Source organism: Empedobacter brevis (genome assembly GCF_965118635.1).
GTDB lineage: Bacteria > Bacteroidota > Bacteroidia > Flavobacteriales > Weeksellaceae > Empedobacter > Empedobacter brevis_A.
Genome location: NZ_CBCPHV010000004.1, coordinates 13244 through 25045 on the forward strand (window position 1 = coordinate 13244; position 11802 = coordinate 25045).

At 30.9% G+C, this 11802-nt stretch carries 11 protein-coding genes; 6 read left to right on the top strand and 5 right to left on the bottom strand.

What is annotated here, in order from left to right:
- Positions 1-179 precede the first annotated feature (179 nt).
- Positions 180-1442, bottom strand: coding sequence for an OmpA family protein (locus ACMHJW_RS06455; RefSeq protein ID WP_413532594.1), 1263 nt, complete (start codon positions 1440-1442; stop codon positions 180-182).
- 218 nt (positions 1443-1660) lie between these two features.
- On the opposite strand from ACMHJW_RS06455, the gene ACMHJW_RS06460 reads away from it, so the two are divergent.
- From ACMHJW_RS06460 to ACMHJW_RS06475, 4 genes are all read left to right on the top strand, one after another.
- On the top strand, positions 1661-2596 hold the full coding sequence (locus tag ACMHJW_RS06460; RefSeq protein ID WP_413532595.1) for a ribose-phosphate pyrophosphokinase: 936 nt from the start codon (positions 1661-1663) through the stop codon (positions 2594-2596).
- A 45-nt stretch (positions 2597-2641) separates the two neighbouring features.
- The gene (locus ACMHJW_RS06465; RefSeq protein WP_413532596.1) at positions 2642-3226 is read left to right on the top strand and encodes a 50S ribosomal protein L25/general stress protein Ctc; all 585 of its coding nucleotides are present in this window, start codon (positions 2642-2644) and stop codon (positions 3224-3226) included.
- Positions 3227-3363: 137 nt separating this feature from the next.
- Positions 3364-3798, top strand: a complete 435-nt coding sequence (locus ACMHJW_RS06470; protein WP_413532597.1) for an RrF2 family transcriptional regulator — start codon at positions 3364-3366, stop codon at positions 3796-3798.
- A gap of 60 nt (positions 3799-3858) precedes the next feature.
- Positions 3859-4356 carry a hemerythrin domain-containing protein gene (locus ACMHJW_RS06475; protein ID WP_413532598.1) on the top strand — a complete coding sequence of 166 codons (498 nt, stop codon included), beginning with the start codon at positions 3859-3861 and terminating at the stop codon, positions 4354-4356.
- A 90-nt stretch (positions 4357-4446) separates the two neighbouring features.
- Here ACMHJW_RS06475 and ACMHJW_RS06480 read toward each other — a convergent pair whose 3' ends face one another.
- From ACMHJW_RS06480 to ACMHJW_RS06495, 4 genes are all read right to left on the bottom strand, one after another.
- Positions 4447-5505 (bottom strand): glutaminyl-peptide cyclotransferase, encoded by a 1059-nt coding sequence (locus ACMHJW_RS06480; protein WP_413532599.1) that lies wholly within the window; start codon positions 5503-5505, stop codon positions 4447-4449.
- 53 nt (positions 5506-5558) lie between these two features.
- Positions 5559-6107, bottom strand: a complete 549-nt coding sequence (ruvC, locus tag ACMHJW_RS06485; RefSeq protein WP_413532600.1) for a crossover junction endodeoxyribonuclease RuvC — start codon at positions 6105-6107, stop codon at positions 5559-5561.
- Between the two features lie 30 nt (positions 6108-6137).
- On the bottom strand, positions 6138-8687 hold the full coding sequence (locus ACMHJW_RS06490) for a phosphoenolpyruvate carboxylase (protein ID WP_413532601.1): 2550 nt from the start codon (positions 8685-8687) through the stop codon (positions 6138-6140).
- A 104-nt stretch (positions 8688-8791) separates the two neighbouring features.
- Complete coding sequence (locus tag ACMHJW_RS06495) at positions 8792-10300, bottom strand: GH3 auxin-responsive promoter family protein (RefSeq protein WP_413532602.1); 1509 nt, start codon at positions 10298-10300, stop codon at positions 8792-8794.
- 52 nt (positions 10301-10352) lie between these two features.
- Here ACMHJW_RS06495 and ACMHJW_RS06500 point away from each other — a divergent pair, with 52 nt between their 5' ends.
- Together ACMHJW_RS06500 and ACMHJW_RS06505 are read left to right on the top strand one after the other, a co-directional pair.
- A complete protein-coding gene (locus ACMHJW_RS06500; RefSeq protein ID WP_413532603.1) occupies positions 10353-11144 on the top strand; it encodes a DUF2797 domain-containing protein in 792 nt (263 codons plus the stop codon).
- A gap of 155 nt (positions 11145-11299) precedes the next feature.
- Positions 11300-11719: a hypothetical protein gene (locus tag ACMHJW_RS06505; protein WP_413532604.1), complete on the top strand. Its 420-nt coding sequence runs from the start codon at positions 11300-11302 to the stop codon at positions 11717-11719.
- Positions 11720-11802: the final 83 nt, after the last annotated feature.

Below are 11802 nucleotides of genomic sequence, written 5' to 3' on the forward strand. Positions count from 1 at the left end.
TTATAAAGACAATAAGTATATCAATCACTAATACTACCCATCTTGGAGTATTAAAGTGTTGGTTAAAAGGGTTCAATATTGTAGTAATTTAAGTAGTTGTAAAGGTAAAAAAAAATCAGGAATAGAAACCAAAAAAATGGAAAATTCTATCCCTGATTATAATTATATTTTAGAAATAATTATTTTACTCTGAAAACAACTCTTCTTGCTAATTGATGAGAAGAAACTTGAGAGTTTTTGAACTCTTTATCTTCACCTTCACCAATAGTTGTTAATTGAGAAGCGTTTGCTCCTTGATTAACTAATATTGCTTTAACATTTTCTGCTCTTCTACGAGATAAGTTTTTGTTGAAAGCATCTCCTCCAACTGGATCAGCATAACCTAAAATTTCAATTTGGGCATTTGGTTTTGCTTTTAAGAATTCAGATACAAATTTAATACCTCCAACTGATTGTTGGTAAGGTTTGTCAGAATTGTAATCAAAATATACATTGATAATTCCAGAATTAATCATTTGCTCTAAGAAATCAGCATCATTAACAATTGTTGTATTTCCACTAGCATTTTGTTTGATGTATTCTTCAATATTATCAGGAATACCATTACCATTGTGGTCAATAGTAACACCTTTAGTATCAACTACTGCTCCTGGAGCTGAATTTGGTTCTTGATCTAAATAATCAGCAACACCATCACCATCAGAATCTTTTAACATTAGTTCTATATTAGAAATGCGATCTTCTAAATCTGAACGAGTTGGTTCATAAACCCAATCTGCATGTTTTTCATTTTTACCTAAGTAAAATGTTAAACCTAAAGTTGCGTTCCATAGTTCACCACCAAATCCAGAACCTGAAGTTTTTGAATTACCATCAAAAGTCACATTTTGACGAATGTTTCTTACATATGATAAATCTCCTGTCAAAACAACACGATCTGTTAATCTTAACTGTGGAGTTAATCCAACCATAACGTTAACCATATTATCGTTACCATCAAAAACTTTACCATCAACTCCTTTAGTAGCTTGATTATTCATCCAAGAATAACCTGCTCCACCATGACCTAATAATCCAATTCTATTTGTCCATGTTTCAAAGTTCATGATTCGTCCTAAGTTAGCAACCCCTTGTAAGTCTACACGATAATAGTTAGAACGAAAACGTTCTACATTTTCACCTTCTTTTAAACGATCGTAAGCTCCGTCTAATTTTAAACCAAACTTTGGATTAAACATATAACGAACACCAAAATCAGCATGGTAGAAACTAGGTGTTTCAGAATAATAACCAGGTGTGAAAGTTTTACGTGCTTTTACAGCACCTCCATTGGCCTCTATAGACCATTTGTTGTAATCGTTGTTAAATGTCTCAGAAACTTCTTGCGCTTGTGCAAAAACCCCTAATCCAATAACACTTAATAGGTATGAAATCTTTTTCATGAGGAAATATTTAATTACAAATTTATATAAAATATTAAAAACTAATCAATAATGATTGTTAAAAAAAGCTATAACTAACGAAAGTCATAAAACCGTTGTTGTATTTACTTGCTATTATATTTTGGTTCAATAACTATGCCGAAATTTATTTTTTGTTTTCTTGCATCATTTTCAAATCATTTAAATTATTTTTGCACAAATATTTCCCAAAACAAACAATGGAACAATCAGCATTTCTTTTTTCAACAAGAGGATCATTAGAATTAGCAGAAAAAATTGCAGAGCAATATGGTCAAGAACTTGGTAAATCTAAAATTGTAGAGTTTAGCGACGGCGAATTTGTGCCTGCTTTTGAACAACCAATTCGCGGAGCTCGTGTTTTTTTAATTGGTTCTACAATGCAACCAACAGACAATTTAATGGAATTACTTTTAATGTGTGATGCTGCAAAACGCGCATCTGCTAAAAGTATTACAGTAGTTATTCCTTATTTTGGTTTTGCTCGTCAAGACCGTAAGGATGCACCACGTGTACCAATTGGAGCAAAATTAGTTGCTAAAATGTTAATGACTGCTGGTGCAACACGTGTAATGACAATGGATTTACATGCGGATCAAATTCAAGGGTTCTTTGAAATTCCTGTAGATCATTTATTTGCTTCAACTATTTTTGTGGAATACATTAATAGTTTAGGTTTAGATAATATTTGTATTGCTTCTCCAGATATGGGAGGTGCTAAACGTGCAAATACATATGCTAAATATCTAAATGCGGATATTGTTATTTGTCATAAAGAGCGTAAAGTAGCAAACCAAGTTGATAGCATGATGTTAATTGGTGATGTTGAAGGTAAAAATGTTATTTTAGTAGATGATATGATTGATACGGCAGGTACGCTTGCTAAGGCTGCTGAATTAATAATGGAAAAAGGAGCGAAATCTGTTCGTGCAATTGCAACTCATGGAGTATTATCTGGACCAGCTTATGAGCGTCTTGAAAACTCTTTATTAACGGAAATTGCTATAACTGACAGTATTCCATTAAAAAATAATTCCATATCTAAAATAAAAGTATTATCTTGCGCTCCGCTTTTTGCAGATGTTATGCATTTAGTACATAGTAATAAATCAATTAGTCAACGTTTTGTTATCTAATGATTTAGCTTAAAATTAAATTATTTTTATTATATACATATTATTATGAAGTCAATTACAATTCAAGGTGTAAAAAGAGAAGACTTAGGTAAAGTGGCTACACGTAACCTACGTAATGCTGAACAAGTACCTTGTGTGGTTTACGGTTCTGGAGAGCCTATCCACTTTTCAGCTGATGAAAAAGCATTCAAATCATTAGTTTATACTCCAGATGCTCATACAGCAGAAATCGAGTTAGCTGATGGAGCTAAAATTAAAGCAATTTTACAAGATATTCAATTTCACCCAGTAACTGATAAAATCTTACACGTAGATTTTTACCAATTAAGCGATGATAAATTAGTAACTATGGAAGTTCCAGTTCGTTTAGTAGGTCGTGCTCGTGGTTTAGTAGCTGGTGGTGTTTTACGTTTCAACATGCGTAAATTAAAAGTTCGTGCTCTTCCAGCAAACTTACCAGATGAAATTGTTATCGATATTACTCCAATGAGAATTGGTCACAAAATGTATGTAGAAACATTGAAAAATGATAAATATACATTCGTTCATCCAGATAACGCAGTAGTAGTAGCTATTCGTACTTCTCGTAACGCTGTTAAGGATGCTGATCAAGACGAAGACGAAGAATAAGATTTTTTCTTTTCAGATAATAAACCACTCAATTTTGAGTGGTTTTTTTATTTTAAAAATTTAATAAGATAAATATGTCCGATTTAAAAATAATGTTATATATTTGTCAAGTAATTTATAATGAATAAAAGAAATTAATGTTTTCTAAAGCGTGTGAATATGGTATTAAGGCTTGTGTATTTATTGCACAGGAATCTGTTGAAGGAAATAGAGTTAATCTAAAACAAATTGCAAATTCTATTAATTCTCCAGAAGCTTATACAGCTAAAATACTTCAACAATTAGTTAAAGCAAATGTAATTTCATCCGTAAAAGGAAAAATGGGAGGTTTCCAAATGGATGCCGAACATTTACAAGATATAAAATTGGTGAATATTATCAAAGCGATTGATGGAGATGGTCTTTATCACAGTTGTATCTTAGGTTTGGTAAAATGTGATGCGAATAGACCTTGCGCTCTACATAGCCGTGTTTTCGAAATTCGTAATGATTTACGAGAAATGTTAGAAAAAACATCTATGTTCAATTTGATTGATGATCTAGAGAAAGGAATTGCATTTCTTAAACATTAAAAAAATTTATATAATAATAAGATAAAAATATCCGATTATCCGAATTAAAAAATTATAACAATGAATCTACTAATGGAACTTCCTAAAGCAACTATTTCTCCTGTGAGTTTTAATGTAGCTGTAACTCTAAATGAAGCTTGTGCAAGACATCATAAAACGTTGTTTTTTTGTTGGAATATTCGCACAGGAATAGACAATGGTGTGGATATAAAACGAATTGTTGATTATGTAAATTGGTATGGAGAAGAAGTGTTATTCAAAAAATTTGAGATTGAAGAAAATTATTTATTTTCATTTTTAGATGAAGATCACTATTTAGTGAAAAGAGCATTGAAGGAGCATAGACGCTTGAGACGTTTGTTCAAAATAGATGTGAAAAATCCAATGAAAAGTTTGATTTATATCGAAGAAGAATTGGATTTGCATATCAGATTCGAAGAAAAACAAATGTTTCCAGAATTTGAAAAAAATGCAACACAGAAAAAATTAAAAGTTGTTAAAGAACAATTTAATAAGCTTTTGAAAAATACAGATTGGAAAGATCAATTTTGGTTATAAATCTCTCATAACTAAAATTTTTACTTATAATTTTTTAGATGATTTTTGAAAAGAAAAGCTCGATTTTGCAGGTCGAGCTTTTTGTTTTTTTTATTTCTTAATTTTTACTTCGAAAATTTTATCCCAAAGTTTTCCTGTAACTAACATGTTTCCGTTGTCTTTGAAAGCGATTCCGTTCAATTCTTGTGCTTGAGGATTTCCTTGTTTTCCTTTCAATTCAGCAAAATTAAATTCAGCTTTCACAGCTCCAGTTTGTGGATCAATTACAACGATATTACTGTTATCTGCATGTCCAGATTTTAGATAAACATTTGCATAGATTAAACCATCGTGATAATCAATTTCATTTAAATAACTATATGGTTGTGTGTTGTCAAAAGCCTGTATAGTTCTTAGGTAATTAAAATTTTCGTCGAAGAAATGAATACGTTGAGAACCTTCTGTTACAGCTAATTCTTTTCCAATTGTTGTAATTCCCCATCCTTCGATGATTTGTGCAGGCATATCAAATTTCTGAACTTGATTGAAGTTTAAATCATATTTATAAATGACACGATCTTGCCATGTTAATTGATAAATAAATCCATTCAATTCTGTAATTCCTTCACCGAAAACATCATCTTTTATTTGATATAATTTTGTAGGTTCTGTTGCGCCTAATTTATATTCTATCAAACGTGTTTTTCCTTCGCGAAGTCCAGTTCCTTCAAAAATATTTCCATTTTTGAAATAGAATCCTTGTGTAAAATAATCAGGATTATGTGGATAAGTACCAACGATTTCATAATTCCATTGTGCAGCTGGCTCATTGGCATAAACTACAAATGTAAAATCGCGCGAATTTGTTTCTTCTTCACCTTTGAAGAATCTTAAATTAACAGTATGATTTCCTAGTCCAATAGTTTTTCCGTCAATTGTAAAATCAGCTGGAACTTCTTGTCCATCTACCGAAACCACAACTTTCGTTATTCCATCTAAATTAGTTAGTGGAATATCTATTTTATCTCCGATTTTATATTTGTTTTGTTCTATTTTAGATACAATTTCAGTGATAGCTGTATTGTTTTTTCCAGAAGAATCTTTACAAGAGAATAATAACGAAGAGAAAACTGTTGCACAGACTGATGCGGCGATTAAATATTTTTTCATTTGAAATTTTTATTTTTATAAGAATTAGGTTGCTAATTCTATTACAAATATATTTATTTTGTTCGATTCGGATTATTTTTTACAAAAGCATCCCAGCTGGAATAAGAACTAGAACTTCCTGTTTTATTATTTGAATTTAGATAATGACAAACCGCAACAGCAAGTCCATCTGTGGCATCCAACCGTTTTGGGATTTCTTTTAAACCAAGCAAATGTTGTAACATTCCGGCAACTTGTTCTTTTGATGCATTTCCATTTCCTGTAATAGCCATTTTCACTTTCTTAGGCGCGTATTCTACAACAGGCATATCTCGATGTAAACAAGCAGCAATACAAACGCCTTGTGCTCGACCAAGTTTTAACATCGACTGAACATTGACACCAAAGAATTGTGCTTCGATGGCTAATTCATCTGGATGATATTGATCGATAATGGCTAATGTTTTTTCAAAAATCTTTTTCAACTTTGTTTGTTGATTCGGAAGTTTATGCAATAACAACTCATCTAAAGTAATCAATTTTATTTTATTATTTTTTACTTCGATTAAGCCAAATCCCATAACCATTGTACCTGGATCTATTCCTAAAATAATCTTTTCCATCGTTGCGAAGGTATTAAGATATTCTGAAAATTAAGCTGAATTTCGACTTGCATTAATATTACCGAATAACGATCGCATAACAATTTGTTCATAAATAGCTTTAAACTCACTTTCGTGATGAATTTTATTCAATGCAAATTGTTGAATTGTTAATAAAGGCAAAACAATATTTTCACGCATTTGTACTGAAGCTCTGTTCAGAGGTTCATCTTGCATTAATTCTGTGTAGCCAGAAATTTCTAAACACAAAGCTTTTGATAAATTGAATTCATCGTATAAAATATTCCAAAATTCTCCATATTCAGGATCATCTTTCATATAAGAAGTTAATGGGAAATATGTTTTTTCCATCGACATCATACTATTTTGAATTAATGTTTTGAAGAAACTTGAGTTTTTGAACAAGTCTTTTACATCTTCCAAATGTCCTTGTTTTTTCAGCTCATTAATTGCAGTTCCAACACCGAAATATCCCGGAATATTTTGTTTCAATTGGCTCCAAGATCCAACAAATGGAATAGCGCGTAAATCATCAAACTCTAATTTTTTATCATTTCCTCGTTTGCTTGGTCGACTTCCGATATTGGTTTTACCATAATAATTCAGCGTACTCATATTTTCTAAATAAGCAAGGAAAGATGGATGAGCTTTTAATTCTTCGTATTTCTCGTAACTTATTTTAGCTAATTTATCAATCAGAATTCGTTCTTCAGGTGAAATTTGACTTGTACTTGTTGCGAAAATATCAGAAATAATTCCCGCTGTATACAATTGTTCAAAATTATATTTTGCTTGTGGCAATGTTCCATAATTTGATGTAATTGTTTGCCCTTGAATCGTGATTTGTATTTCATGATTTGCAATTGTTTTTCCCTGAGAAGCATAAAATTCGTGTGTTTTTCCTCCTCCGCGAGCTGGTGGTCCACCACGACCATCAAAGAAGATTACTTCAATTTGATTTTTATCCGAAACATTCGAAAGTATTTCTTTTGTGCGGTAAATTTCCCAATTTGCTTTGATATATCCACCATCTTTTGTTCCATCCGAAAAACCTAACATAATAGATTGTCGTTGTTTTCTACGCGCTAAATGTTGTGCGTAAATTGGTAAATTATACAATTTATTCATCGTTGCTTCTGCACCATCTAAACCGCGAATAGTTTCGAAAAGTGGCATAATATCAAACTTAATTTCTTCATCTTGATAACCACAAAATTTGAATAATGCATAAACATTTAGAACATCAAAAATGGTTTCAGAATTAGAAATAATGTAACGATTAACACCTAATTCGCCGTTGCGTTGCTGAATAGTTTTGAGTTGATAAACATTTTTAATTGTATCAATTACAATTTCATCTTCAAAATCTTCAGGTTTTGCAGTGAAAGAAGGATTTGTTAACAATTTGATTTGCTCTTCTTCGCTTAAATCTTTTAAGTTAATTCCAGTATATTTTTCAACAATTTGGTTGATCACTTTTTGATGAATACGCGAATCTTGACGAATATCTAAAGACGCAAAATGCAATCCGAAAATATTAACGCGAGTAATAAAATCGTCTAAAACATCAATAAAAATCCCATTATGTTGCTCAATTAAAATTGTACGAATGTCTTGTAAACGCGTTTTTATTTCATCAATTGTAATCGTTCCATTTTCATTGAACATATTTTCATAAATCAAATTACTTAACGCTTTCAAAGGCTCTGTAATATGTTTGAAAGTTAATCTTCTTTGTACGATTTTTAGATGATTATAATAATTTTTTAGAATACTTGTTCGTAACAAACTTGCTACTTTCCATGTTATTTCTGCTGTAACGAAAGGATTTCCATCGCGATCTCCACCTGGCCAAAATCCTAATTGAATAACAGGAGAATGCAATGGTTCGTTTTCTGTAAAAAATAATTGATTGATTTCTTTATATAATCGACCAATTGCTTGATAATAGACATTTCGTAAGTAATATATAATAGAAACAGCTTCGTCGTAAGGTGTTGGTTTTTCTTCGTTGATAAAAGGCGTTTTTCCTAATTGTTGCAATAATAAATCAATTTTACTAACCGAATCTTGCTGAATTGCATCGCGCAAATCTTGGATAATTTGTTGAACATTTGTTGGATAAAACTGAGTTGGATGCGCTGTAAAAACAACTCGTGTTACAAAATTTTCGATTCTATCTTTCACTTGTTCCATTTTACCTTGTGCCTGCGCAATGTGGTAAATACTTTCCAAACTTCCTTTTTCATTTTCAGAATGTAACGATGGAAATGCAGCATCTTCTATACTATCAAACAAGACTACTTGTCGCTCGATATATTGTATCATGCGAAACATCAAATCGATTTGTTCTTGTTCGGTTTCTAAATCTGTATATTTCTCAAAAAAATTGTGAATAATTTCGTTTGGTGATTTTCCTTCAGGTAAACCTTTTCTGCTTTCATCATACAAAAACGGAATTAATGATCCGATGTTTTGCATCTTTTCGTAAGGCAGGTTCATAAAAAGGCTATTATAGATTTGGAACTTGTTTTCAACTATTTGGTGAAACTTAAGTTCTGATGAATTTATACTTTGCATGAAATAGGTATTTTTTCTCTTCTAGTAAATTTACTTGTTTCGAGCTAATTATCCTATTTATTTTAAATTAAAAAAGAGAACCTTACAATTCTCTTTCTTTAATTTTATTTTTGATTCAACTCTATTAAAGGTTCTATAAATTCTCTTGTATTGGATAAACGAGGAACTTTGTTTTGTCCGCCTAATTTTCCACGAGAAGCCATCCATTCCATGAATAATTTTGTACGAGCTTTGTGTACAATTGGACGATTGAGCGTCATGTTATTGTAACGTTTTGCTTCGTAATCCGAATTAACTTCTTGTAAACCTTTGTCTAAACAATCAATAAATTGTTCGAAATTTTCAGGTTCTTTATCAAATTCAATAATCCATTCGTGCGTCCCTTTTTCTTTTCCTTGCATAAAAACAGGTCCAGCACTATATTCAGAAACAATAGAATTTGTTTGTTGACAAGCTCTTTTCAAAGCTTCTTCGGCATTTTCAACCATCAATTCTTCACCAAAGGCATTGATATAATGTTTTGTTCGTCCAGAAACAACAATTCGATGTGGATTTGTAGAAGTAAAACGGACTGTATCACCAATAATATAGCGCCACAAACCTCCATTTGTTGTAATAACCATTGCGTAATTTTTATCAACTTCAACTTCTCCAATTGTTAAATAGCGTTGATTTTCTGAACCAAATTCTTCCATCGGGATAAATTCGTAAAAGATTCCATTATCTAATAATAACAATAAATCTTTGCTGTGTAATTGATCCTGAATTCCAAAGAAACCTTCGGAAGCATTATATAATTCGAAATAATTTAAATTTTTCTTCGTAATTAAATTGTAGTTTTCTGCATAAGGTTTGAAGCTTATACCACCATGAAAAAATACTTCGAGATTTGGCCATAATTCATCCAAATAGTTTTTTCCAGTTTCGGCTAATAATTTGTTCAAAACAACTAACATCCAAGAAGGAACGCCTGTTAATGAACCAACATCTTCATTTTTAGTCGCATTGATAATTGCATTCATTTTGACATTCCAATCAGACATCAAGGAAATCTCACGATTCGGAATGTTCTTCATTTCAGCATAAAAAGGTAAATTATCAATCAAAATTGCAGACAAGTCTCCAAAACGCGTATCATATTTTTGATAAAGTTCACTACTTCCACCAATTCTTAGATTTTTATGTAAGAAAATATCTGTTTCTGGATAAGCATTCAAATACAATGCAAACATTGTTTTTCCAGCAGCATAGTGGCAATCTTCTAAGGATTCGTTGCTAATTGGAATAAATTTACTTTTTGCATTTGTCGTTCCAGAAGATTTTGCAAACCACTTTATTTTTCCATGCCAAGTAACATCTTTTTCACCTTTTCGAGCTAATTCAATATAAGGCTGGAAATCTTCGTAATGTACAGCAGGAACTTGCGCTTGAAATTTCTGAATTGTTTTAATTTCGTCAAAATGAAATTCTTTTCCGTAAATAGTCGATTTGGCTTTTTTGATATTCTCAAACAACACACGTTCTTGTGTACCAACTGGATTTTTGATGCTTTCCTCAATGACATTCATTCGGCTACGCATCATAATTTCCATAATCTTATTGACTATTCCCATCCGTTAAAAGTTTTGTAGATTTACACAAAATTAATTAAACTTTTTTAGCAATATGCAGTTTGAAGGACAAATTCGTAAAATGACAACTGAAAATGGAACGCCAATCACGTATTATTGGAATTTCAAGAATGATTTTATCGTGATGAATCAATTGTTAGGAAAAAAAATCAAAATTAGCTTTGATCATTACGAATGTTTAAACTGTCATGAGGATAAAGAAATTTATCAAATGGGATATTGTAAAAGTTGTTTTTTTACTGTTCCAGAAGCTAATCCAAGTATTATCAATCCAGAACTTTCCACTGCTCATTTAGGAATAGGACAACGTGATTTAGAATTCGAAATGAAATTTGAATTGCAACCGCATATTGTATATTTAGCAAATTCGTCGGGAATAAAAGTTGGTGTAACGCGTTTAACGCAAGTCCCAACACGTTGGATAGATCAAGGAGCTTCGGAAGCCATTATTATTGCACGAACTGATAATCGTTATGAAGCTGGAATGATAGAGGTTTCACTTAAGAATGTAATTGCAGATAAAACGAATTGGCAAAGAATGTTGAAAAATGATGTTCCTGAAGTTAATTTGTTTGAAAAATATCACGAAATTAGAAATCAGGTGAATGAAGAATTTCAACAATTTTTGGTTGATGAACCAGAAGTTTACAAATTAGAATATCCAGTTTTATCTTATCCTGAAAAAGTAAAATCCTTAAACCTGAAAAAAACACCTGAAATTGAAGGCATTTTAAAAGGAATAAAAGGTCAGTATTTAATTTTTGAAGATAATACAGTTTTCAATGTTCGTGGACACGAAGGTTTTTATGTAAATTTTGAAGTGTAAAAACATCTTACAATTATAAAAATATTTAAAAGTTGATTCTGTTAAGAATTGACTTTTTTTATTTTCTATCTCATTGATTATAAAAAAAATAATTGTTTATTATTTTTTTTCTTATTAAATTAGTTACAGTCAATTAACACAAAAAAATAAGAATTATGAAAACAAGTGCATTACTAATCGTTGGTGGTCTTTTAGCTTTAACGGCTTGTAATAAAAAATCAGATTTACCAGATTATAAAGTAAAGGAAGCTATTTTAGATGTTTACAAATATAGAGCAGATAAGCCTGATTCTTTGTTTGCAAAAGTAGAAGGAGTATCAGTTGATGAACTAAATGCTCCGATAAAAAAATACGGTCCTGTAGATGTTTATAATTTCGAGAAAATGACACCACTTGAAGATGGAGACAAAACAGTTTATGAAGCTGTTTATAAAGTCTCTTTTAAAGGAGCTGAAGGAATAGAAACTTTTAAAGTAAGAAGAGTAGATAAGTTAGATGGAATTGTTGTTGGTTATTCAAATGATATAAATCCAGTATCGGATTCTTTAGCTGTCAAAAATGATTCAGTAAAATAAATATAAAAAAGAATAAATATTTAATGATTTATTAAAAAAGTTTGTATATTAGTATCAATATGAAACAAAACGGATTAAATACA

What these genes read in the sequence shown, in the direction of transcription:
- ACMHJW_RS06455 (WP_413532594.1), bottom strand. Translation starts at nt 1,442, where the DNA reads ATGAAAAAGATTTCATACCTATTAAGTGTTATTGGATTAGGGGTTTTT.
- ACMHJW_RS06460 (WP_413532595.1), top strand. Translation starts at nt 1,661, where the DNA reads ATGGAACAATCAGCATTTCTTTTTTCAACAAGAGGATCATTAGAATTA.
- ACMHJW_RS06465 (WP_413532596.1), top strand. Translation starts at nt 2,642, where the DNA reads ATGAAGTCAATTACAATTCAAGGTGTAAAAAGAGAAGACTTAGGTAAA.
- ACMHJW_RS06470 (WP_413532597.1), top strand. Translation starts at nt 3,364, where the DNA reads ATGTTTTCTAAAGCGTGTGAATATGGTATTAAGGCTTGTGTATTTATT.
- ACMHJW_RS06475 (WP_413532598.1), top strand. Translation starts at nt 3,859, where the DNA reads ATGAATCTACTAATGGAACTTCCTAAAGCAACTATTTCTCCTGTGAGT.
- ACMHJW_RS06480 (WP_413532599.1), bottom strand. Translation starts at nt 5,505, where the DNA reads ATGAAAAAATATTTAATCGCCGCATCAGTCTGTGCAACAGTTTTCTCT.
- ruvC (WP_413532600.1), bottom strand. Translation starts at nt 6,107, where the DNA reads ATGGAAAAGATTATTTTAGGAATAGATCCAGGTACAATGGTTATGGGA.
- ACMHJW_RS06490 (WP_413532601.1), bottom strand. Translation starts at nt 8,687, where the DNA reads ATGCAAAGTATAAATTCATCAGAACTTAAGTTTCACCAAATAGTTGAA.
- ACMHJW_RS06495 (WP_413532602.1), bottom strand. Translation starts at nt 10,300, where the DNA reads ATGGGAATAGTCAATAAGATTATGGAAATTATGATGCGTAGCCGAATG.
- ACMHJW_RS06500 (WP_413532603.1), top strand. Translation starts at nt 10,353, where the DNA reads ATGCAGTTTGAAGGACAAATTCGTAAAATGACAACTGAAAATGGAACG.
- ACMHJW_RS06505 (WP_413532604.1), top strand. Translation starts at nt 11,300, where the DNA reads ATGAAAACAAGTGCATTACTAATCGTTGGTGGTCTTTTAGCTTTAACG.